This window comes from Streptomyces sp. CA-179760 (assembly GCF_050937045.1).
Lineage (GTDB): Bacteria > Actinomycetota > Actinomycetes > Streptomycetales > Streptomycetaceae > Streptomyces.
Map to the genome: position 1 here is coordinate 7,089,065 of NZ_JBNJLZ010000001.1, position 21,759 is coordinate 7,110,823.

General features: G+C 71.5%; 18 protein-coding genes and 2 pseudogenes. 9 read left to right on the forward strand and 11 right to left on the reverse strand.

The window, feature by feature from the left end; translation table 11 throughout:
- Positions 1 to 27 precede the first annotated feature (27 nt).
- A pseudogene (locus tag ACQEV8_RS32325) lies at positions 28 to 4,951 on the reverse strand (ATP-dependent helicase).
- Between the two features lie 129 nt (positions 4,952 to 5,080).
- Between ACQEV8_RS32325 and ACQEV8_RS32330 the strand changes: the two are divergent.
- The 3 genes from ACQEV8_RS32330 to ACQEV8_RS32340 are packed head-to-tail and all read left to right on the forward strand — an operon-like array spanning position 5,081 to position 6,977.
- The gene (locus ACQEV8_RS32330; RefSeq protein WP_432967189.1) at positions 5,081 to 5,911 is read left to right on the forward strand and encodes an AraC family transcriptional regulator; all 831 of its coding nucleotides are present in this window, start codon (positions 5,081 to 5,083) and stop codon (positions 5,909 to 5,911) included.
- Between the two features lie 23 nt (positions 5,912 to 5,934).
- The gene (locus ACQEV8_RS32335; RefSeq protein WP_432967191.1) at positions 5,935 to 6,669 is read left to right on the forward strand and encodes an AzlC family ABC transporter permease; all 735 of its coding nucleotides are present in this window, start codon (positions 5,935 to 5,937) and stop codon (positions 6,667 to 6,669) included.
- The gene (locus ACQEV8_RS32340; RefSeq protein WP_432967193.1) at positions 6,666 to 6,977 is read left to right on the forward strand and encodes an AzlD domain-containing protein; all 312 of its coding nucleotides are present in this window, start codon (positions 6,666 to 6,668) and stop codon (positions 6,975 to 6,977) included. The genes ACQEV8_RS32335 and ACQEV8_RS32340 overlap by 4 nt, the downstream gene beginning before the upstream one ends.
- Here the strand turns inward: ACQEV8_RS32340 and ACQEV8_RS32345 are convergent, their stop codons facing one another.
- A complete protein-coding gene (locus ACQEV8_RS32345; protein WP_432967195.1) occupies positions 6,978 to 7,922 on the reverse strand; it encodes a hypothetical protein in 945 nt (314 codons plus the stop codon).
- 79 nt (positions 7,923 to 8,001) lie between these two features.
- On the opposite strand from ACQEV8_RS32345, the gene ACQEV8_RS32350 reads away from it, so the two are divergent.
- The 4 genes and pseudogenes from ACQEV8_RS32350 to recX all read left to right on the forward strand — a co-directional run bounded on the left by ACQEV8_RS32350 (position 8,002) and on the right by recX (position 11,856).
- Positions 8,002 to 8,196 carry a DUF3046 domain-containing protein gene (locus ACQEV8_RS32350; protein WP_432967197.1) on the forward strand — a complete coding sequence of 65 codons (195 nt, stop codon included), beginning with the start codon at positions 8,002 to 8,004 and terminating at the stop codon, positions 8,194 to 8,196.
- A gap of 232 nt (positions 8,197 to 8,428) precedes the next feature.
- Positions 8,429 to 9,606 (forward strand): annotated as a pseudogene (locus ACQEV8_RS32355) (AI-2E family transporter).
- Between the two features lie 252 nt (positions 9,607 to 9,858).
- Positions 9,859 to 10,986, forward strand: a complete 1,128-nt coding sequence (gene recA, locus ACQEV8_RS32360; RefSeq protein WP_432967199.1) for a recombinase RecA — start codon at positions 9,859 to 9,861, stop codon at positions 10,984 to 10,986.
- Between the two features lie 3 nt (positions 10,987 to 10,989).
- Positions 10,990 to 11,856, forward strand: coding sequence for a recombination regulator RecX (gene recX, locus ACQEV8_RS32365; RefSeq protein ID WP_432967201.1), 867 nt, complete (start codon positions 10,990 to 10,992; stop codon positions 11,854 to 11,856).
- Positions 11,857 to 11,882: 26 nt separating this feature from the next.
- On the opposite strand, the gene ACQEV8_RS32370 is transcribed toward recX, so the two are convergent.
- From ACQEV8_RS32370 to ACQEV8_RS32405, 8 genes are all read right to left on the reverse strand, one after another.
- Entirely contained in the window at positions 11,883 to 12,311 is a 429-nt protein-coding gene (locus tag ACQEV8_RS32370; protein ID WP_432973156.1) for a rhodanese-like domain-containing protein, read from the reverse strand.
- Between the two features lie 20 nt (positions 12,312 to 12,331).
- Complete coding sequence (locus tag ACQEV8_RS32375; protein WP_432967203.1) at positions 12,332 to 12,886, reverse strand: cysteine dioxygenase; 555 nt, start codon at positions 12,884 to 12,886, stop codon at positions 12,332 to 12,334.
- A gap of 96 nt (positions 12,887 to 12,982) precedes the next feature.
- A complete protein-coding gene (locus ACQEV8_RS32380) occupies positions 12,983 to 13,030 on the reverse strand; it encodes a hypothetical protein (RefSeq protein ID WP_311314449.1) in 48 nt (15 codons plus the stop codon).
- A gap of 133 nt (positions 13,031 to 13,163) precedes the next feature.
- Positions 13,164 to 14,795, reverse strand: a complete 1,632-nt coding sequence (locus tag ACQEV8_RS32385) for an FAD-dependent monooxygenase (RefSeq protein ID WP_432967205.1) — start codon at positions 14,793 to 14,795, stop codon at positions 13,164 to 13,166.
- A gap of 176 nt (positions 14,796 to 14,971) precedes the next feature.
- Positions 14,972 to 15,868 carry an amino acid ABC transporter permease gene (locus ACQEV8_RS32390; RefSeq protein ID WP_432967207.1) on the reverse strand — a complete coding sequence of 299 codons (897 nt, stop codon included), beginning with the start codon at positions 15,866 to 15,868 and terminating at the stop codon, positions 14,972 to 14,974.
- On the reverse strand, positions 15,865 to 16,530 hold the full coding sequence (locus tag ACQEV8_RS32395) for an amino acid ABC transporter permease (RefSeq protein WP_432967209.1): 666 nt from the start codon (positions 16,528 to 16,530) through the stop codon (positions 15,865 to 15,867). Before ACQEV8_RS32395 ends, ACQEV8_RS32390 begins: the two co-directional genes overlap by 4 nt.
- A gap of 75 nt (positions 16,531 to 16,605) precedes the next feature.
- Positions 16,606 to 17,439, reverse strand: coding sequence for a glutamate ABC transporter substrate-binding protein (locus tag ACQEV8_RS32400; RefSeq protein WP_432967211.1), 834 nt, complete (start codon positions 17,437 to 17,439; stop codon positions 16,606 to 16,608).
- Between the two features lie 80 nt (positions 17,440 to 17,519).
- Positions 17,520 to 18,296: an amino acid ABC transporter ATP-binding protein gene (locus ACQEV8_RS32405; protein ID WP_432967213.1), complete on the reverse strand. Its 777-nt coding sequence runs from the start codon at positions 18,294 to 18,296 to the stop codon at positions 17,520 to 17,522.
- 291 nt (positions 18,297 to 18,587) lie between these two features.
- Between ACQEV8_RS32405 and ACQEV8_RS32410 the strand changes: the two genes are divergently transcribed.
- Both ACQEV8_RS32410 and ACQEV8_RS32415 read left to right on the forward strand, forming a co-directional pair.
- Positions 18,588 to 19,274 carry a response regulator transcription factor gene (locus ACQEV8_RS32410; protein ID WP_432967215.1) on the forward strand — a complete coding sequence of 229 codons (687 nt, stop codon included), beginning with the start codon at positions 18,588 to 18,590 and terminating at the stop codon, positions 19,272 to 19,274.
- Between the two features lie 9 nt (positions 19,275 to 19,283).
- Positions 19,284 to 20,690 (forward strand): ATP-binding protein, encoded by a 1,407-nt coding sequence (locus tag ACQEV8_RS32415; RefSeq protein WP_432967217.1) that lies wholly within the window; start codon positions 19,284 to 19,286, stop codon positions 20,688 to 20,690.
- Here the strand turns inward: ACQEV8_RS32415 and ACQEV8_RS32420 are convergent.
- Entirely contained in the window at positions 20,680 to 21,681 is a 1,002-nt protein-coding gene (locus tag ACQEV8_RS32420; RefSeq protein ID WP_432967219.1) for a TAXI family TRAP transporter solute-binding subunit, read from the reverse strand. The genes ACQEV8_RS32415 and ACQEV8_RS32420 overlap by 11 nt on opposite strands.
- Positions 21,682 to 21,759: the final 78 nt, after the last annotated feature.

Below are 21,759 nucleotides of genomic sequence, written 5' to 3' on the forward strand. Positions count from 1 at the left end.
TCGCGCATGCGCCGGGAGTGGTGGGCGTCAGGCGCGGAGGCGGAGTCCGCGGGGTGTGGCGATGAAGCCCGCTCCTTCCAGGAGGGTGCCGATGGGGGAGGTCAGGGCCTGCGTGCCGTTGACCCGCTCCACCGTGACCGTGCCGAGGGAGCCCGCGCGGGCGGCTGCGGCGAGTGCCTCCGCCGCGGTGCGCAGCCGGGGGTCGTCGGTGGGGGCGCCGTCCGGGTCGGCGGCCCAGGCCAGCAGGGTCTTGCCGCCGCGCTCCATGTAGAGCGTCAGCTCGCCCTCGACGAGCACCACCAGGGAGCCCGCCTTGCGGCCCGGCTTGTGCCCGGCGCCGGTCGGGGGCTCGGGCCAGGCCAGGGCGGCGCCGTACGCGTTCGCCGGGTCGGCGGCGGCAAGGACGACGGCTCTGGACGCGGGGTCCGGGCGGGTACGGCGGCCCGGGAACCCGGCTTCGTAGGCCGCGCGTCCGCCGTTCTGCCAGGGCGGGGCGGCCTGCGGGGGGTGGTCGCGAGGCGAGACGTAGTCGCCCGGAGACGGCTGGGGTGCTGGTGTGTCGTAGGTGGGGCCGAAGTCGGGGAGGCCGTCGGGGCCCGGGTCGTCGGTGTGGTCGTTGGAGCGGGGCGCGTCGTCCGGCTCGGCGAAATCATGGGCCGGGAACGGATCGAGGTCGGGGCCCGTGTGGGGGCCTGGCAGGCCCTGGCCGCGGTCGCGGGCGTTGGACACCGCGCGCAGGCGGTCCACGGCGCCGTCCATCGCGAACTGGGCCGCGCCGAGGCCCTCCACCACATAGCCGCGGCGGGCCTGGCCGCTCTCCTCGAAGACGGACAGGACGCGGTACGTCGCCGAGAACCCGCCCTCGACGCCCTCCGCCGAGACCGCCCCCCTGGTCACCACGCCGTGCCGGTCGAGCAGGGTGCGGGCGAGGGCGTGGGCGCGCACCGTGAGGTCCGGCTCGTGGGACGGGAGCAGGGACCAGCGGCCGGCGACGGTCGGCGGACCGGAGCGGGACGCGGCGGGGCGGGCCGCGGCCGTCAGGGTGCCGTACCGGCCGCGCGGGACCGCGCGCTTGGCGCGGTGGGCCGTGGACCCGGCGGTACGGCCCGAGCCGAGCAGCGAGCGCATGGGGGTGAGCGTGTCGTTCGTCAGGCGGCCGGACCAGGCCAGGTCCCAGAGCACGTCGGCCAGCTGGGGATCGGTGGCGTCGGGGTGGGTGGTGGCGCGGACCTGGTCGGCGATCTGGCGGAAGAACAGGCCGTAGCCGCCGGAGAGGGTGTCCAGGACGGACTGGTGGAGGGCGGTCAGCTCCAAGGGGTGCGGGGGCGGCAGGAGCAGCGGGGCCGCGTCCGCCAGGTAGAGGGAGACCCAGCCGTCCTTGCCGGGCAGCGAGCCCGCCCCGGCCCACACCACTTCGCCCGCGGCGGTGAGCTCGTCCAGCATCCCCGGGGTGTAGTTCACGACCCGGGAAGGCAGGACGAGTCTCTCCAGGGCGGAGGCCGGCACCGACGCGCCCTGCACCTGCTCGATGGCGCGCACCAGCCCGTCGACGCCGCGCAGGGAGTGCCCTTTGCCGATGTGCTGCCACTGCGGGAGGAACTGGGCGAGCGCGGCGGGCGCCACCGGTTCCAGCTCGTGCCGCAGGGCGGCCAGGGAGCGGCGGCGCAGCCGGCGCAGCACGGCCGCGTCGCACCACTCCTGGCCGATCCCGGCCGGGTGGAACTCGCCCTGGACGATCCGGCCCGCCGCGCTGAGCCGCTGGAGGGCGCCCTCGGTGACGGCCACACCCAGACCGAAACGGCTCGCCGCCGTGGCCGAGGTGAACGGGCCGTGGGTGCGGGCGTAGCGCGCGAGGAGGTCGCCGAGCGGGTCCTTGACGGGCTCCGTGAACGCTTCCGGGACACCGACCGGCAGGGCCGTGCCCAGGGCGTCGCGCAGCCGGCCCGCGTCCTCGATCGCCGCCCAGTGGTCCCCGCCCGCGATCCGGACCCGGATGGCACGGCGGGCACCGGCCAGCTCCTGAGCCCACTGGGGTTCAGCGCCCCGCTCGGCGAGTTCCGTATCCGTGAGCGGGCCGAGGAGGCGGAGCAGGTCCGCGACTCCTTCGGCGTCCTTGACGCGGCGGTCCTCGGTGAGCCACTGCAGTTCGCGCTCCAGCTCGGTCAGCACCTCCGCGTCGAGCAGCTCGCGCAGCTCCGCCTGGCCCAGCAGCTCGGCCAGCAGCCGGGAGTCCAGCGACAGGGCGGCGGCGCGGCGCTCGGCGAGCGGGGAGTCGCCCTCGTACAGGAACTGGGCGACGTAGCCGAAGAGGAGGGACCGCGCGAAGGGTGACGGTTCGGCGGTCGTGACCTCGACGAGGCGCACCTTGCGGGACTCCAGGTCGCCCATCAGCTCGACGAGCCCGGGGACGTCGAAGACGTCCTGGAGGCACTCGCGGACCGCCTCCAGGACGATCGGGAACGAGCCGAACTCGCTCGCCACCTGCAAGAGCTGGGAGGCGCGCTGCCGCTGCTGCCACAGAGGCGTGCGCTTGCCGGGGTTGCGGCGGGGCAGGAGCAGGGCGCGGGCGGCGCACTCGCGGAAGCGGGACGCGAACAGGGCCGAGCTGCCCACCTGGTCGGTGACGACCTGGTCGACCTCGCCCTTGTCGAAGACCACGTCGGCGGCGCCCACGGGGGCCTGATCGGCGTCGTACTCCCGGCCCGTCTTGAGCGGTTCCTGGTCCAGCAGGTCCAGGCTCATCAGGTCGGCGTCCGGCAGGCGCAGCACGATGCCGTCATCGGCGTGCATGACCTGCGCGTCCATGCCGTACCGCTCGGAGAGCTTGGCGCCGAGCGCGAGCGCCCACGGGGCGTGCACCTGGGCGCCGAAGGGGAGTGCACCACCACCCGCCAGTCGCCGAGCTCGTCGCGGAAGCGCTCCACGACGATCGTCCGGTCGTCCGGGACGTGGCCGCAGGCCTCGCGCTGCTCCGTCAGGTACGAGAGCACGTTGTCCGCCGCCCAGGCGTCCAGGCCCGCGGCGAGGAGGCGGAGGCGGGCGTCGTCCTCGGGCAGGGAGCCGACCTCGCGCAGGAACGTGCCCAGCGCCCGGCCCAGTTCGAGCGGCCGGCCCAGCTGGTCGCCCTTCCAGAAGGGCAGCCGGCCCGGCACGCCCGGGGCGGGGGAGACCAGGACGCGGTCGCGGGTGATGTCCTCGATGCGCCAGGAACTGGTGCCGAGCGTGAAGACGTCGCCGACGCGGGACTCGTAGACCATCTCCTCGTCGAGCTCGCCGACCCGGCCGCCGCCCTTCTTGGGGTCGGCACCCGCGAGGAAGACACCGAAGAGACCGCGGTCGGGGATCGTGCCGCCGGAGGTGACGGCGAGGCGCTGGGCGCCGGGGCGGCCGGTGATCTCGCCGGTGACGCGGTCCCACACCACGCGCGGGCGCAATTCGGCGAAGGCGTCGGAGGGGTAGCGGCCGGCGAGCATGTCGAGCACCGCCGTGAAGGCGGACTCGGGGAGCGAGGCGAAGGGGGCGGCCCGGCGGACGGCTGCCAGCAGGTCGTCGAACTGCCAGGTGTCCAGAGCCGTCATGGCGACGACCTGCTGGGCCAGGACGTCCAGGGGGTTGGCGGGGACCCTGAGCGACTCGATGGCGCCGGTGCGCATGCGCTCGGTGACCACCGCCGCCTGGACCAGGTCGCCTCGGTACTTGGGGAAGACGACGCCGGTGGAGATGGCGCCCACCTGGTGGCCCGCGCGGCCCACACGCTGGAGGCCGGAGGCGACCGAGGGCGGGGACTCGACCTGGACGACCAGGTCCACCGCGCCCATGTCGATGCCCAGCTCCAGACTGGAGGTGGCGACCACCGCGGGCAGCCGGCCCGCTTTGAGGTCCTCCTCGACCAAGGCGCGCTGTTCCTTGGAGACCGAGCCGTGGTGGGCACGGGCGATGACCTGGGGGCGCCCTGGACGGCTCCCGAGCCGCCCATCAGCTCGGCGGGGGAGTGGTGCTCGTCGAGAGGCTCGCCGGTGGCCCGCTCGTACGCGATCTCGTTCAGGCGGTTGCACAGGCGCTCCGCGAGGCGGCGGGAGTTCGCGAAGACGATCGTGGAGCGGTGGGACTGGACGAGGTCGGCGATCCGCTCCTCGACGTGCGGCCAGATCGACGGGCGCTCGGCGCCCTCCGAGCCGTCCGCCACCGGGGAGCCGCCCAGCTCGCCCAGGTCCTCGACCGGAACGACCACGGACAGGTCGAACTCCTTGCCCGACTCCGGCTGGACGATCTCCACCTTGCGCTGGGGCGACAGGAAGCGGGCCACCTCGTCGACCGGGCGGACCGTCGCCGAGAGGCCGATGCGGCGGGCCGGCTTCGGCAGGAGGCCGTCCAGCCGCTCCAGGGAGAGGGCCAGGTGGGCGCCGCGCTTGGTACCGGCGACCGCGTGCACCTCGTCGAGGATCACCGTCTCGATACCGGTCAGCGCGTCGCGCGTGGCGGAGGTCAGCATCAGGAACAGCGACTCGGGCGTCGTGATCAGGATGTCCGGCGGGCGGGTGGCCAGGGAGCGGCGCTCGGCGGCCGGGGTGTCGCCCGAGCGGATACCCACCTTGACCTCGGGCTCGGGCAGGCCCATCCGCACGGATTCCTGGCGGATGCCGGTCAGGGGGCTGCGGAGGTTGCGCTCGACGTCCACGGCCAGGGCCTTGAGGGGCGAGACGTACAGGACCCGGCAGCGCTTCCTGGGATCGGCGGGGGGAGGGGTCGAGGCGAGCTGGTCCAGGGCGGCCAGGAAGGCGGCCAGGGTCTTGCCGGAGCCGGTGGGGGCGACGACCAGCACGTCCGAGCCCTCCTGGATGGCCCCCCATGCGCCGGCCTGGGCGGTGGTGGGCGCGGGGAAGGCACCTGTGAACCAGGCGCGGGTCGCGGGGGAGAAGCCGTCCAGGGCTCGGTGCGCATTGCTGGGCATGCGTCCATCGTGCACCTCGGCACTGACAACGGGTCCCGTGGCGGCTCGGCCGGGGCGGCTTCGCGAGCGTTGCGGGCGCCCGAGACGGGTGACCGGGGAGCCGTGGGCGGGGCAGCGGACAATGGCCGTATGACAGAGCGCGCTCGGCACTGGCAGTACGACGAGCTGCCCGGGGTGGATCTGCTGCGGGCCCGGTACGTGCGGAAGACATTCGTCCGGCACACGCACGAGAACTTCGTGGTCGCCGCCATCGCCGACGGGGTGGAGGTGTTCCACCACGGCGGGGGTGATCAGTACGCCGGGGCGGGGGCTCTCGCGCTGGTGAATCCCGACACTCCGCACACCGGGCGGGCCGGCGTACCCGAGGGGTGGCGGTACGGGGCCGTGTATCCCCCGGTCGACGTGGTGGCGGAGATCGCGGCCGAGACGACGGCATTGCGGGGGACGCCGGGGTTCGTCAGCCCGGTGGTGGACGATCCGTACGCCGCCGGTCTGGTGCACCAGGTGCTGCGGGCCGCCGACGAGGGCAACGCACTGGCCGCGGACACGCTGCTGCGGGTCGCCGTGACCAGGCTGCTGCGGTTGAACGGTGGGCCGATGCCGCGGCGGCAGGTGCGGACGGCAGGGACCCGGATCGCGGCACGCGCGCGTGGTGTGCTGCAGGAACGGATGGCGCGGCCGCCGACCCTGGAACAGCTGGCGGCTGATCTCGGGACCAGTCCGTTCTCGCTGCTGCGGGCCTTTCGGGACACCTACGGGATGCCCCCGCACGCGTGGCTCACGGACGCGCGAGTCCGGCGTGCGCGGCGGCTGCTGGACCTCGGGACGGCGCCCGCCGAGGTCGCCGTCGCCGTGGGGTTCACCGATCAGCCGCATCTCAACCGGCACTTCACCCGGATGGTCGGGGTGCCTCCCGGGGCGTATCAGCGGGAGCGCAAGAACGTACAAGACCTGCGGTAGCGGCTCCTCGTAGCGTGCGGGGCGTGGTGGATCAGACAGCTCTCGGAGATACAGGGACCGGTGGGAAACAGGACCGGGCCGTCGTGCGGGACGCACTGGGCGTCGGGGTGGCCGTCGGGCTGTCCGGCTTCGCCTTCGGAGTGACGTCGGCCGGCAGCGGACTCACGCTGACGCAGACATGTGCGCTCAGCCTTCTGGTGTTCACCGGGGCGTCCCAGTTCGCCCTGGTGGGTGCGCTCGCGGCGGGAGGCAGTCCGTTCACGGCCGCTGCCGGGGCCTTCTTCCTGGGCGTGCGGAACGCTTTCTACGGCCTGCGGCTGTCGCAGCTGCTGGCCCTCCCGCGCGCGGTGCGGCCGTTCGCCGCCCAGTGGGTGATCGACGAGACGGCCGCCGTCGCGCTGGCCCAGCCCACGCGGCGCGGTGCGCGGATCGGGTTCTTCGTGACCGGGCTGACCCTGTACGTCCTGTGGAACCTCACCACCCTGCTCGGCGCCCTGGGCGCCGAGGCCATCGGGGACACCGACGCGTGGGGGCTGGACGCCGCGGGGCCCGCGGTGTTCCTGGCCCTGCTCGCGCCGATGCTGAGGACAGGCCCCGAGCGGGCCGTCGCCGGGCTGGCCGTGCTGCTGGGGCTCGGGCTGCTGCCCGTGCTCCCCGCCGGGGTGCCGGTGCTGTTGGCCGCGCTGGCGGCGCCGGTCGTCCTCTGGGCGGACGGCCGGCGCCGGGGTGCGCCTGCTTCCCGGGAGGACGACGAGTGAACGTCTGGATCGCCATCGGTGTGACCGTCCTCGGGTGCTACGCCGTCAAGCTGGCGGGGCTGCTGGTACCGGCCGGAGCCCTGGAGCGGCCCGTCGTCAAGCGTCTCGCCGCGTTGCTGCCCGTCGCGCTGCTGGCGGCGCTCACGGCCCAGCAGACCTTCGCCGACGGGCAGACGCTGGTGCTGGACGCACGGGCCGCCGGGCTCGCAGCGGCGGCCGTGGCCCTGGTGCTGCGTGCCCCCTTCCTGCTGGTCGTCGCGGCGGCCGTGGTGGTGACCGCGGGGGTGCGGGCCACGGGGGCCTGGTGATCAGTCGATGGTGCGGCCGTAGGCGCTGAGGACGCGCAGGGCCTCGATCGTCACGACCGGCCGGGCCTCCAGGGCGGGAGCCGGGGCCCAGTGGCGCCATCGGACGGGCCAGCCGCCGTCCTCCTGCTGCCGGGCCGCGAGGTGGTCCAGGGAGCGGGTCATCTCGTCGTCCGTGAACCACGCGCGCGCGAGGGAGCGCGGCGTCCTCGCATAGTCGTACGGGAAGTGGTGCGCGCCGGAGGCGTAGCCGGGGGAGACCGGATACGCCTCCAGGTTGTCGGGGTCCAGGGCCACAAGGCCCTGTGCGCGTACCAGGCGGCCCAGACGGTCGGCGGCCGCCTCCGCGCGCGGGCGGTCGGGGACGGAGTCCAGGAAGGCCACGGCGGCCTCGATCTCGTACGGGTGCGACTTCTGCAGGGACTCGACCGCTTGCCAGCAGAAGTCAGTGGCCCGGAACAGCCAGGCGTGCCACACCTCGTTGCGGTGCAGCAGCCCCACCACCGGCCCGGTGGCCAGGAGGTCGCCGGCCGGGTCGGCCACGACCGGCACGAAGGGGGCCGTCGGGTAGCCACGCCCGCTGGGATGGATCACCGGGAGCGCGCCGTCCGCCGTGGAGACCGATGTCAGGTAGCGGCACACGCGTTCCACGCGCTGGCCGGCGCAGCGCGCCACGGCGTCCAGGACGCGCAGGGCATGGGCGGTGTGCAGCGGCCGGCTGACCGGGCCGCGCAGATCGGGGTCCAGCGCGTGGCCGTACCCGCCGTCCTCGTTGCGGTAGGCGTCCAGCGCCGTCTCCACCGGGTCTGCGGCGGCGCCGCGGAAGCGGTGGGCGAAGAGACGCTGCTCCAGCACGCGCGCGGTGAGCCAGACGAAGCGCTCCGCGCGCGTGACAGGGCTGTGCGGCATGGGCGTCGGGGGGAGTGTGGAAGCTCCTGTTTCGGCCATGGGTCAGACCGTAGGGCGGAAAGCGGCGCCGGCAGGCGGTCCTGGCTCAGGCCCACCCCAGGGGCGGGATACTGGAGTCATGCGGTTGACGGTCTTCTGGCAGCGGATGGCGGAGCACTTCGGTGCGGGCTACGCCGACACCTTCGCGCGCGATCACGTGATGACGGAGCTCGGCGGGCGCACCGTGCACGAGGCGCTGGAGGCCGGCTGGGCAGCCAAGGAGGTCTGGCAGGTGGTCTGCTCGGTCATGGACGTGCCCCGGGAGAGGCGCTGACCGACCCGGCGCGCAGTGCGTCGACCGGTCGCGGTGGACGGCCGACCGGTCGCACAGACCGCTGACGGGTCACGAAGATCGCAGGCGGGCAGACGGCTGTCGGTGGCGTGGGTGAGACTTGGTCCGTGGCACCCATTGACGAGAGCGGGCAGGAAGCCCGGCAGTCCTCCCCGTTCGGTACGACGCCGCCGGCCGGGCCCCCGCCGGCGGAACCGCCGAGCCGAACGGCCGCATGCCGCGCTGGCTGCCGCGCGCCATGGTGCTCGCGCTCGCCCTCGTCGCCGCCTTCCAGCTGGGCAGCTGGGCCTTCCACCAGGTCACCGGCCTGCTGATCAACATCCTCATCGCGTTCTTCCTGGCGCTCGCCATCGAACCGGCGGTGGGCTGGATGGCCTCGCGCGGCATGCGCAGAGGCCTGGCCGCGTTCGTCGTCTTCATCGGCGTGGTGATCGTGTCGGCGGGCTTCGTCACCCTGCTCGGCTCCATCCTCGCGGACCAGATCATCAAGATGATCGAGGGCTTCCCGGAGTACCTCGACTCCGTCATCCACTGGATCAACACACACTTCAAGACCGACCTGAAGCGCGTGGACATCCAGGAGGGTGTGCTCCGCTCCGACTGGCTGCGCAACTACGTGCAGAACAGCGCCACGGGCGTTCTGGACGTGTCCGCCCAGGTCCTCGGGGCCTCTTCCAGCTGCTGACGATCGGGCTGTTCTCGTTCTACTTCGCCGCGGACGGCCCGCGACTGCGCCGCGCGCTCTGCTCCGTCCTGCCGCCCGCCCGGCAGGCCGAGGTACTGCGCGCCTGGGAGATCGCCGTGAACAAGACCGGCGGCTACATCTACTCACGCGGCCTGATGGCGCTGATCTCCGGCGCGGCGCACTTCGTCCTGCTGCAGATACTGGACGTGCCGTACGCGCCCGTGCTGGCCGTGTGGGTGGGCCTGGTGTCGCAGTTCATCCCCACCATCGGCACGTATCTCGCGGGCGCCCTGCCCATGCTGATCGCGTTCACGGTGGATCCCTGGTACGCGCTGTGGGTGCTGACCTTCGTCGTGGTCTACCAGCAGTTCGAGAACTACGTGCTTCAGCCCAAGCTGACCTCGAAGACCGTCGACATCCACCCCGCGGTCGCCTTCGGCTCGGTCATCGCGGGCACCGCGCTCCTCGGCGCCGTCGGCGCGCTGATCGCCATCCCCGCCATCGCGACGCTCCAGGCCTTCCTGGGGGCGTACGTGAAGCGCTACGACGTCACGGACGACCCGCGTGTGCACGGCCATCGCTGGCGCGGGGAGGGGCCGGGCCTGATAGCGCGGACGAGGCGGCTGTGGGCACGGCGGCCAGGTGCGGAGGGACCGGAGGACTCGAAGGACCCGGAGGGCGGAGGACCCGGCCAGGGCTCCTCCTGATCTCGTCGTTCGCTGGACCGAGCCACGACGTGGCACCGCTGCCGTCGCCGAGGGGGTGCGCTTGACACGAAAATCGAACATCCATTCTTATGGAGTCTCCGGCAAGGCTCAACGGCGAGCATTTCGACGTACTTTGGGTAGAGAAGTGCCCGAGTTATCCACAGGCTGGACGTGCGTCGGGGCGCATTGTCAGTGGCAGGCATTAGCGTCTTTGACGTGAAGCGATCGACTCAAGCAAATCGGGTGGAACCCATGGCAGGAACCGACCGCGAGAAGGCCCTGGACGCCGCGCTCGCACAGATTGAACGGCAATTCGGCAAGGGCGCTGTCATGCGCATGGGCGAGCGGCCGAATGAGCCCATCGAGGTCATCCCCACCGGGTCGACCGCACTCGACGTGGCGCTCGGCGTCGGCGGCATCCCACGCGGCCGAGTGGTGGAGGTCTACGGCCCGGAGTCCTCCGGCAAGACGACCCTGACTCTGCACGCGGTGGCGAACGCGCAGAAGGCCGGCGGCCAGGTCGCCTTCGTGGACGCGGAGCACGCCCTCGACCCCGAGTACGCGAAGAAGCTCGGCGTCGACATCGACAACCTGATCCTCTCGCAGCCGGACAACGGCGAGCAGGCCCTGGAAATCGTGGACATGCTGGTCCGCTCCGGAGCCCTCGACCTCATCGTCATCGACTCGGTCGCCGCGCTCGTCCCGCGCGCCGAGATCGAGGGCGAGATGGGCGACTCGCACGTGGGTCTGCAGGCCCGCCTGATGAGCCAGGCCCTGCGGAAGATCACCAGCGCGCTCAACCAGTCGAAGACCACCGCGATCTTCATCAACCAGCTCCGCGAGAAGATCGGCGTGATGTTCGGTTCTCCGGAGACCACGACCGGTGGCCGTGCGCTCAAGTTCTACGCCTCGGTGCGCATGGACATCCGCCGCATCGAGACCCTGAAGGACGGTACGGACGCGGTGGGCAACCGCACCCGTGTCAAGGTCGTCAAGAACAAGGTCGCGCCGCCCTTCAAGCAGGCCGAGTTCGACATCCTCTACGGCCAGGGCATCAGCCGCGAGGGCGGCCTGATCGACATGGGCGTGGAGCACGGCTTCGTCCGCAAGGCCGGCGCCTGGTACACGTACGAGGGTGACCAGCTCGGCCAGGGCAAGGAGAACGCGCGCAACTTCCTGAAGGACAACCCCGACCTGGCCAACGAGATCGAGAAGAAGATCAAGGAGAAGCTGGGCGTCGGCGTGCGACCCGAGGAGCCGGCCGCCGAGCCGGGCACGGACGCCGCGGTCTCCCCCGCTCCGGCCGACGCCGCGCCCGCGGTGCCCGCCCCGGCAGCGGCCAAGACCGCCAAGTCCAAGGCCGCCGCAGCCAAGAGCTGACCCGTGACACGACGAACCGACTGGGCGGAGTACGAGTACGCCGCCTCCGGTACCCCACGGGGGAGGGGCACCGGAGGCGACGCGGGCTCGGCCGTGGACGGTGACGGCGAGTACGGGACCGACGGGCCGTACTCCGACGGGCCGTACAGGGAGGACGAGGGGCCGTACGGGGGCGGCTCCCAGGGCAGCGACTCACCCGGCGCGGGCGCACGCGGAGGCGGTTCACGCCGGGATGGCTCACGCGGGGACGGCTCGCGTGACGGCGGGGCGCGTCGTGGGCGTGGACGTCGCCGGCAGGGCTTCGGTGAGGTGATTACCGAAGACGGAGGCTCCCCCTCCTCGTCGAGGGCCGAGCAGGGGGAGCTTCCAGGGGACCCGGTCGAGCAGGCCCGGGCGATCTGCCTGCGCCTGCTCACCGGGACCCCGCGGACCCGCAAGCAACTCGCCGACGCCCTGCGCAAGCGACAGATCCCGGACGACGCCGCCGAGGAGGTGCTGTCGAGGTTCGAAGAGGTCGGCCTCATCAACGACAGCGCCTTCGCGGACGCCTGGGTGGAGTCCCGCCACCACGGCCGGGGACTGGCGCGGCGTGCGCTCGCCCGGGAACTGCGGACCAAGGGCGTCGACTCCACGCTGATCGACGAGGCCGTCTCCCAGCTGGAGCCCGAGCAGGAAGAGGCGACCGCGCGTGAACTCGTCGCGCGCAAGCTCCGCTCCACCCGGGGACTCGACCGCGACAAGCGGCTCCGCCGTCTCGCGGGCATGCTCGCCCGCAAGGGCTACTCCGAGGGCATGGCCCTTCGCGTGGTCCGGCAGGCGCTGGAGGAGGAGGGCGAGGACGCGGAGTTTCTCGGGGACGAGCAGTTCTGAGACGAGCCGTTCGGATTCACCGGTGATCACACGACCGGAAGCCCCGACGCCTTCCACGCCTGGAACCCGCCGACCAGGTCGGTGGCCCGGAGCAGGCCCAGCTGGTGCAGGGACTGAGCCGCCAGGCTGGAGGCGTAGCCCTCGTTGCAGATCACGACGACACGCAGGGAGTGGCTCGTGGCCTCGGCGGCGCGGTGGCTGCCCTGCGGGTCGAGACGCCACTCCAGCTCGTTGCGCTCGACGACGAGAGCGCCGGGGATGAGGCCGTCGCGCTCGCGCAGTGCCGCGTAGCGGATGTCCACCAGCAGCGCGTCACCCGCCTCGGCGGCCTCGTACGCCTCCTGCGGCTCGATCCGCTCGTAGCCCGCGCGTACGCGTTCCAACAACTCGTCGATGCCGACGGGAGGTTGCGCACCGCTGCCGCTGCCGCTGCCGCTGCCGCTGCCACCGCTCACCGGCTCGTGCGCGCCGGCGCTCACTGCCAGTCCTCCGGCCGCTCCACCTGCTCGAGCCGGAGGATCGGCCCGCTGCGGCTGTAGCGGCGGATCTGCGGCAGGGGCGGGTAGTAGGCGTGGACGGAGATCGCGTGCCGCTCGGGGGACTCGTTGAGCACCTCGTGGACGTGGTGGCGGCCGAAGGCGCGGCCCTGCCCGGACGACAGCCGGCGCTCCCGGTCCACACCGTCGGAGAGTTCCAGGGTCTTCCAGCCGTCGGTGGGCAGCCGGGCGGCGAGCGAGTTCTCCTTGAGCTCGCCCGACGCGGTCAGAAAGGCCCCGACGGAGTCGGCGTGGTCGTGCCAGCCGGTGCCCGAGCCGGGCGGCCAGCCGATCAGCCAGGCCTCGCTGCCGCCGGGCCCCTCCAGCCGCACCCAGGTACGGCCTTCCGGGTCGAGCGGCAGGGAGTCGATCAGCTCGGTGTCGGCGGCCGTACGACGGACGAAGTCGAAGAGGTCGGCCTGGGTGGGCCCGGAAGAGGTGGAGGTGACGGACGTGGAGACAGGGGAAGGGGATGCGGAGGGGGAAACAGACACGGGTGCCGTCCTGGAAGTCCTGATGCGGGTTCGCATGGGGACGCGTCGGCCGGCGTGGAGAGCGCGGCGCGCGCGGAGGGGAAGAAGGATGCGAAGTCAGCAGGACGGGCGACACACGCAGCCCGCATAGCGGAGGAGGTCCATATGGACCCTCCGCCACAGGCGCACACAGGTGTCAGTCACGCACCGGAGTACACCACGGCCGTCCGAACCGGTCAACTCACTGTCACCTGCGGACGCACTGTGACAGAGAGCACGTCCCCTCCGGCACCCGAGGTCAGCGCAAACCGGCCGAGGCACCGGCCTGTGCCTGTGCCTGCGCCTGTGACTGCGCCTGTGCCTGCGCCTGCGCGCCCAGCGCGGCCTCGGCCGCCGTGTACAGATCGGCCGGGCGCACTCCGCCCAGCGCGGTCACGAGATGGCCGTCGGGGCGCACCAGAAGCACCGTGTGCGCGGCAGCGCCGGGATAGCTCTCGGCGACCAGCAGCTCGGCGTGGTGCGGCAGCGCCATGACCGCCGCGGCGAGCTGGGGCATGATGCCGGCGCTCACCCAGTGCCTGCGCTCCCACACGCCCGTGCCAGGGGCGATCAGCACGACGAGCAGCGCGCCGCGGCCCAGCCGGTCCCGCAGCCGGACGAAGGTGCCGTCCTCCGCGGTGACCCGTACGTCGATGACCGACGAGCCGGGCGATGTCCGGACCGGGACCTCACCTTCGAGGGGTGGGGGCGCGAGCGGCGAGTCGGCGTACGCCCCCGGCGCGCCCAGCTGGCCGTGCCCCAAGTGGCCGTCCGTGAGGAGCGAGTCGTGGCCCCGGGCCGAGCCGGGGACGTAGGAGCGCAGGCCTCCGCCGCCGCGCAGCAGGGGCAGGGCCTGGTCGGCCGCGCGGAGCCGGGCCGCCACAATTGCCCGGCGTTCGGTCTGGTAGCTGTCGAGGAGCGCCTCGTGGGGTCCGTGGTGCCAGGCCAGGGCCAGTTTCCAGGCGAGGTTGTCGGCGTCCCGCAGACCTTCGTCCAGCCCGTGCGTGCCCAGCGAGCCGTGGAGGTGCGCCGCGTCCCCGGCGAGGAAGACGCGGTCGGCGCGCCAGCGGCGGGCGAGACGGTGGTGGACGGTGTGCACACCGGTGTCCAGGAGCTCGTACGGCGGGGTCGTACCGCCCGACCAACCCGCCAGAGTCTCCCGGATGCGGGTCAGCAGCAGCTCCGGTGTGACCAGATCCTTGCCGGGTGGCAGGAGCCAGTCCAGACGCCAGACGCCGTCCGGCAGGGGACGCGCGGTGACCTCGCCTGCCGAGGGACCCGACATGCGCCACGGCGGCATACGGTGCAGCAACGCCTCGTTGTACCAGGGCAGTTCCGTCCGCAGCGCCGCGACGGCGTGGCGTTCCACCGCCGTACGGCCGGGGAAACGGATGTCCTGGAGCTTGCGCACGGTCGAACGGGGGCCGTCGCAGCCCACCAGGTAACTGCCGCGCCACCATGTGCCCTGGGGGCCGCGGGTGTGGGCCGTGACGCCCGAGGACTCCTGCTCCATGCTGTCGAGCCGGCTTTCCACCGCGACCTTGACGAGCGGTTCGCCCGCGAGGGCCGCGCGCAGGGCGCCGGTCAGCTCGTGCTGGGCGATGTGCAGCGGGACGGGCTCGGTACCGTCGAAAAAGACCTCGCGCATCACCTGCTTGCGCCGCACCGACCGCCATCCGGCCCAGTGGGCGCCGATCCGGTCCAGGGGGACGCCGGTCAGCCGTTCGATGAGAGCGGTGGTGTCCTCGCGGAGGACCACGGTGCGCGACGCACGGGGTTCGTCCTTGCCCGGCCCCTCGTCGAGAACCACGCACGGCACCTCCTGACGCGCCAGCGCCAGGGCGAGCGTGAGCCCGACGGGCCCCGCTCCGACGACGATCACCGGGTCCACGGCGCGGCGCCCCCTGCCCGTGGTGACGTCCCGAGGGACGCAGGTGAACACGAAGTTGGAGCAGGGTGCACGATCACAGAACGTATGCAACCCATTGCCGGTGCTTGCGTCAAGTGACCAGGGGCAGTGGCGATCATGCCACTGCCCCTGATGGTGTCACATGAGGTGACCGAGTGTCAGACGCCGCCTCCGGCGCCCGCTCCAGGCCCGCCGGCAATCTGCGCGTCGTTCGCGCCCACGACCGCCCCCGTCGACTTCTTGGCCTGCCGCAGCCGGCGCTCGAGCCAGCTCGCGAAGGACGTGAGGGCGAAGTTGAGCGCGATGAAGATGACCGCCACGACCGTGAAGCTGGCGATGATGTTCGCGCCGTAGTAGCCGCTCATCGTGTTCGCCGCGGAGAGCAGTTCGGAGTAGGTGAGAACGGCGCCGCCGAGCGCGGTGTCCTTCACGATGACGACGAGCTGGCTCACGATGGCCGGGAGCATCGCGGTGACCGCCTGCGGCAGCAGGATCAGGCGCATCAGCTGGCCCTTGCGCAGGCCGATCGCCTGCGCCGCCTCGGACTGGCCCTTGGGCAGGGCCAGGATGCCCGCCCGGACGATCTCGGCGAGGACGGACGCGTTGTACAGCACCAGACCGGTGACGACCGCGTAGAGCGGACGGTCGTCGGAGCTGACGTTGGTGTACTCGGCGAACAGAGCGAGGCCGAAGATCATCAGGACCAGCACGGGGATGGACCGGAAGAACTCGACCACGACCGCGGCCGGAACCCGGACCCACACGTGGTCCGAAAGGCGGGCGATGCCGAGAACCGCGCCGAGCGGCATCGCGATGATCACCGCCAGGACGGCGGCCTTCAGTGTGTTCAGCAGGCCCGGCCAGATGTAGGTGGACCAGGCCTCGGTGCCGGAGAAGAACGGCTCCCACAGCACCCATTCCAGCTGGCCCTTGTCCTTGAGGGTGCTGAACACCCACCACAGCAGGGCCGCGGCGGCGGCCACGAAGACCACCGTGAGGATGACGTTGCGCCGCTTGGCCCGGGGGCCCTGGGCGTCGTACAGAACGGAGCTCATCGCTTCACCGCCACCTTCTTGCCCACCCAACCGAGGATCAGACCGGTCGGCAGCGTCAGTACCACGAAGCCGAACGCGATGATCGACGCGATCAGCAGCAGCTGGGCCTCGTTCTCGATCATCTCCTTCATCAGTACCGCCGCCTCGGCGACACCGATGGCGGCCGCGACCGTGGTGTTCTTGATGAGGGCGATCAGCACGTTCGCCAGCGGGACGACGGACGAACGGAACGCCTGCGGCAGCACGACCAGCCCCAGTACCTGGCTGAAGCTGAGACCGATCGCCCGGGCTGCCTCCGCCTGCCCGACCGGCACCGTGTTGATGCCGGAGCGCAGCGCCTCGCACACGAAGGACGACGTGTAGAAGATCAGGCCCAGGACCGCCAGCCGGAAGTTGATCGTCTCGACGTCGTCGGCGCCGAGGGAGACACCCAGCGTCTGGTTCAGGCCCAGCGACGTGAACAGGATGATGACGGTCAGCGGGATGTTCCGCACGATGTTCACGTACGCGGTCCCGAAACCCCGCATCAACGGCACCGGGCCGACGCGCATGGCGGCCAGCATGGTGCCCCAGATGAGAGAGCCCACGGCGGACAGCACAGCGAGCTGCACTGTCGTCCAGAAGGCTCCCAGCAGGTCGTAACCTTCAAGAAAGTCGAACACGATCTCCCGCGCTTCCGCGTATAGGGATGCCCCGGTGCGCCGCCCCGCGGGGCGGCGCACCCGTCAGGCGTTGCCTCAGCTCTTGATGTCGCCGATCTTCGGCGCGGGCTCGTTCTTGTAGTTCGCCGGGCCGAGGTTCTTGTCCACGGCCTCCTGCCAGGCCTTGTCGGCGACCATGGCCTCGAGGGCCTTGTTGATGTCGGCCTTGAGGTCGCTGCCCTTCTTGACGCCGATGCCGTAGTTCTCGTTGGTCAGCTTGAAGCCGCCGAGCTTGAACTTGCCCTTGAACTGCGACTGGGCGGCGTAACCGGCGAGGATGGAGTCGTCGGTGGTCAGCGCGTCGACGGCACCGTTCTGCAGGCCGGGCAGACAGGCGGAGTACGTCGGGTACGGCTGCAGCTGCGCCTTCGGAGCCAGCTTGTCCTTCACGTTCTGCGCGGAGGTGGAGCCGGTCACCGAGCAGAGCTTGGCGTTGTTCAGGTCCTTCGGCGACTTGATCTTGTTGTCGTCGGCACGGACCAGCACATCCTGGTGAGCCAGCAGGTAAGGACCGGCGAAGTCGACCTTCTCCTGGCGCTCAGGGGTGATCGAGTAGGTCGCGGCGATGAAGTCCACGTCACCACGCTGCAGCATGGTCTCGCGGTCGGCGCTCTTCGCTTCCTTCCACTCGATCTGGTCCGCGTTGTAACCGAGCTTCTTCGCGACGTACGTGGCGACGTCGACGTCGAAGCCGGCGTAACCCTGCGGCGTCTTCTGGCCGAGGCCGGGCTGGTCGAACTTGATGCCGACGGTGATCGTCTCGCCGCCGCCGTCGGAGCCGGAGTCGCCGCCCTCACCGCCGCACGCGGTGGCGGTCAGAGCGAGAGCGAAGATGGTGGCCGAGGCGGCGGTGACCTTGCGGAGCTTCATGATGAACATCCTTTGGCTGGTGAAGAGATGCGGGCCGGCAGGGCGTGCGACGCGGGGCGCGTCGCACGCGCAGTGCGCCGTCAGTGGTGCAGGATCTTCGACAGGAAGTCCTTGGCGCGGTCACTGCGCGGGTTGCTGAAGAACTGGTCGGGCGCAGCCTCCTCGACGATTCGGCCGTCCGCCATGAACACCACGCGGTTTGCGGCCGATCGTGCGAAGCCCATCTCATGGGTGACGACGATCATGGTCATGCCGTCGCGGGCGAGCTGCTGCATGACCTCCAGCACCTCGTTGATCATCTCGGGGTCGAGCGCGGAGGTCGGCTCGTCGAAGAGCATGACCTTCGGCTCCATGGCCAGCGCCCGCGCGATCGCGACGCGCTGCTGCTGGCCGCCGGAGAGCTGTGCGGGGTACTTCTCGGCCTGTGCGCCGACGCCGACCCGGTCGAGCAGGGTCCGAGCCCGCTCCTCGGCCGCCTTCTTGTCCTTCTTGCGGACCTTGATCTGGCCGAGCATCACGTTCTCGAGCACGGTCTTGTGCGCGAAGAGGTTGAAGGACTGGAAGACCATCCCGACATCGGCCCGGAGCTTGGCCAGCTCCTTGCCCTCGGCCGGCAGGGGCTTGCCGTCGATCGTGATCGAGCCGGAGTCGGTCGTCTCCAGGCGGTTGATGGTGCGGCACAGGGTGGACTTACCGGACCCGGAGGGTCCGATGACCACGACGACTTCGCCGCGGGCGATCGTCAGGTCGATGTCCTGGAGTACGTGCAACGCGCCGAAGTGCTTGTTGACGCTCTTCAGGACGACCAGTTCGCCGGTCGCGGCCACATCTTCCTTGGCCACCGATACTTCGGTCATCGCTCTCAGGCTCCGTCCTCCTCGGTTTCGGAGGACAGTAGTTACCCTCTACGACCTGCGTCATTACATCTGAGGGGAATCTGAGCATCACGATCCGATAGCAATCGGACACGTGTCGTAGCACTTATGAGCAGCGCTCATATCGGCCGGGTAACGGAAGCTCTCCGCAACCGGAACCCTCTTGACGCCGTCCTCATCCATCAGCGTGACTGCACAAGGTGCACGCGCGCGCGTGCACGCGTTTTTTGTACACAGACAGATCGTACGGCCAGTGAACCGAAGGGGGCCCGGGTGAGACTGCTGCTCGTCGAGGACGACAACCACGTCGCCGCCGCCCTGTCGGCGGTCCTGGCACGCCACGGGTTCGACGTCACGCACGCGCGCAGCGGTGAGGAGGCCCTCCAGGCACTCGTCCCCGAGAGTGACTGTTTCGGTGTCGTCCTGCTCGACCTCGGCCTGCCCGACCAGGACGGGTACGAGGTCTGCGGCAAGATCCGCAAGCGCACCGCCACCCCGGTGATCATGGTCACCGCCCGCTCCGACGTCCGCTCCCGCATTCACGGCCTCAACCTCGGCGCCGACGACTACGTAGTGAAGCCGTACGACACCGGAGAGCTGCTCGCCCGCATCCACGCCGTGAGCCGGCGCACCTCCCACGAGGACACCTCCAGCGGCATCGAGACCGAGCTGCGGCTCGGCCTGGTGCACATCGAGCTGCCCAATCGCCGGGTCAGCGTGGACGGCTCGGTGATCCAGCTGACCCGTAAGGAGTTCGACCTGCTGGCCCTGCTCGCGCAGCGGCCCGGGGTGGTGTTCCGCCGGGAGCAGATCATCAGCGAGGTGTGGCAGACGAGCTGGGAGGGGACGGGGCGCACTCTGGAGGTGCACGTGGCGTCGCTGCGCGCCAAGCTGCGCATGCCGGCCCTCATCGAGACCGTACGCGGAGTCGGATACCGGCTCGTCGCGCCCGCCGGTTAGCGGGGCCGGGTGCGCACTCGTCTGCTCCCGCTGCTGATCATCCTGATGGCGGCCGTGCTGCTCGCGCTCGGGGTCCCGCTGGCCGTCAGTCTGGCCGGGGCCCAGCAGCAGAGGGTCGTCGTCGACCGGATCGACGACACCGCGCGCTTCGCCGCCCTCGCCCAGTTCGTCACCGACTCGCCCGACGGGACCACCGGTGCGTTCGAGAACGAGCGCCTGGCCACGCTCAGCAGTGAACTCGACAGCTACTACGACGTCTACGGCATCCGTGCCGGTGTCTTCTATCGCAGCGGCAGTGCCATGGCTCACGCACCGGCCAGGTGGTCCCTGCCGGAAGAGGGCGAGGTGCGCGACGCCTTCGACGAGGCGCTGCTCAGCCGCCGCAGCCACGACCCGCAGCAGGTCTGGCCCTGGCAGCGCAACAACCTCGTGGTGGCCTCGCCCGTCATCCGGGACGGGGACGTGGTCGCGGTCGTCGTCACCGACTCGCCCACCGGGCAGCTGCGCTCGCGCACCCTGCACGGCTGGCTGGTCATCGGCGCGGGCGAGGCCGCCGCGATGCTGCTGGCCGTGGGCGCCGCCCTGCGACTGACCGGCTGGGTCCTGCGGCCGGTGCGTGTCCTCGACGCCACCACCCACGACATCGCCACCGGACGGCTCAAGTCCCGGGTCGCCGCCGCCGGCGGTCCGCCGGAACTCAGGCGGCTGGCCCGGTCGTTCAACGAGATGGCGGACAACGTCGAGGACGTGCTGGAGCAGCAGCGCGCCTTCGTCGCCGACGCCTCGCACCAGTTGCGCAACCCGCTCGCGGCGCTGCTGCTGCGCATCGAGCTGCTCTCCTTCGAACTGCCCGAGGGCAACAAGGAGATCGCCTCCGTCCAGGCCGAGGGCAAGCGCCTCGCGCAGGTCCTGGACGATCTGCTGGATCTGGCGCTGGCCGAGCACACCGAGGCGGACCTGAGGATCACCGACATCGGAGAGCTCGCCGCCGAACGACTCGCGGCCTGGGCCCCGACCGCCGAGGCCAAGGGCGTACGCCTGGTCGGCGACTGCCCGCCCACGACCGCGTGGGCCGACCCGGTCGCGCTGTCCAGCGCGCTGGACGCGGTCATCGACAACGCGGTGAAGTTCACGCCCGAGGACCAGACCGTCGAGGTGACCGTCGCCTCCAACGGGGACACCTCCACCATCGCCGTCACCGACCACGGCCCGGGCCTCACCGACGAGGAGCTGGCCCGGGTCGGCGACCGCTTCTGGCGCAGCGCCGGTCACCAGAACATCAAGGGGTCGGGCCTTGGACTGTCCATCTCACGGGCGCTGCTCGCGGCGGGCGGCGGTTCGATCACGTACGACCGGCACGAGCCGCACGGGCTGCGGGTGACAGTGAGCGTGCCGAGGTCGGCGCCTACGGCTTGACGGACTGGTAGTAGCGCTGGGCGCCGCGATGCAGCTGGAGCGGGTCGGTGTAGATCGCGGTGCGGACGTCGACCAGCTGGGCGGAGTGCACGGTCGCGCCGATGCCGTCCCGGCTGTCGATCACCGTACGGGTCAGCCACTCGGTGAGCCGGGGGTCCATGTCGCTGCGCGTGACCAGCACGTTGGACACCGCCAGGGTCGGCACCGGGTCACCGCGCTGGATGGTGGGGTAGGCCGACTCCGGCATCTTGGTGGCGCGGTAGTACCGCGTCGCACCGCCCTGGTCGTGCAGCTTGGCGACGAGCCTGGCGTCGATCGGCACGAACCGGAAGGCGGAGGACGACTTCTTGGCGAGGCGGCTGAGCCCGTCCGTGGGCAGTCCGCCCGACCAGAAGAACGCGTCGAGGCCGTGCCCCAGCCGCTTGGGACCGGTGTCGATGCCGTCCGAGGAGGGCTTGATGTCCTTCTCCGGGTCGATCCCGGCCGCCTTGAGGACCCCGTTCGCGATCAGCCGCACGCCGGAGTTCGGCAGCCCTATGGCCACGCGCTTGCCCCGCAGGTCCGCGACGGAGCGGATGTCCGAGTCCGGCGGTACGACGAGCTGCAGGTAATCGTCGTACAGGCGGGCCATGCCGCGCAGCCGGCCGGCACCTGCGCCGTGGTCGAGCTTGTACGTGGCGACCGCGTCCGCCGCCGCGATCGCGAAGTCGGCCTTGCCCGTCGCCACGTCCGAGACGTTCTCCTGCGATCCGGCGCTGGTCAGCAGGCGCACCCTCAGGCCCGGCATGTCCTGGTCGATCTCGGCGCGCAGGAGTTCGCCGTACTCGTGGTAGACCCCGGCGCGCGTGCCCGTGCTGAACGTGATCGCCCCGCCGGGAGGCTCCTCGGCCCAGGGGCGCAGCCATGCCAGCAGCAGCCCGAGGACCAGGAGGGAGGCGGCGCCGCCCTGCAGGGCCCGGCGCCTGCCGATACGGGGGAACATCTTGGACATGCGCGAGATCCTGCCAGCCTGGGTGCCCCGCTGACCAGGGGCCGCGGTCGGCGCCGGGGCGGGGAGGACTGTCAGTGG

What these genes read in the sequence shown, in the direction of transcription:
- ACQEV8_RS32330 (WP_432967189.1), top strand. Translation starts at nt 5,081, where the DNA reads ATGACAGAGCGCGCTCGGCACTGGCAGTACGACGAGCTGCCCGGGGTG.
- ACQEV8_RS32420 (WP_432967219.1), bottom strand. Translation starts at nt 21,681, where the DNA reads ATGTCCAAGATGTTCCCCCGTATCGGCAGGCGCCGGGCCCTGCAGGGC.
- ACQEV8_RS32350 (WP_432967197.1), top strand. Translation starts at nt 8,002, where the DNA reads ATGCGGTTGACGGTCTTCTGGCAGCGGATGGCGGAGCACTTCGGTGCG.
- ACQEV8_RS32345 (WP_432967195.1), bottom strand. Translation starts at nt 7,922, where the DNA reads ATGGCCGAAACAGGAGCTTCCACACTCCCCCCGACGCCCATGCCGCAC.
- ACQEV8_RS32405 (WP_432967213.1), bottom strand. Translation starts at nt 18,296, where the DNA reads ATGACCGAAGTATCGGTGGCCAAGGAAGATGTGGCCGCGACCGGCGAA.
- ACQEV8_RS32390 (WP_432967207.1), bottom strand. Translation starts at nt 15,868, where the DNA reads ATGAGCTCCGTTCTGTACGACGCCCAGGGCCCCCGGGCCAAGCGGCGC.
- ACQEV8_RS32400 (WP_432967211.1), bottom strand. Translation starts at nt 17,439, where the DNA reads ATGAAGCTCCGCAAGGTCACCGCCGCCTCGGCCACCATCTTCGCTCTC.
- recA (WP_432967199.1), top strand. Translation starts at nt 9,859, where the DNA reads ATGGCAGGAACCGACCGCGAGAAGGCCCTGGACGCCGCGCTCGCACAG.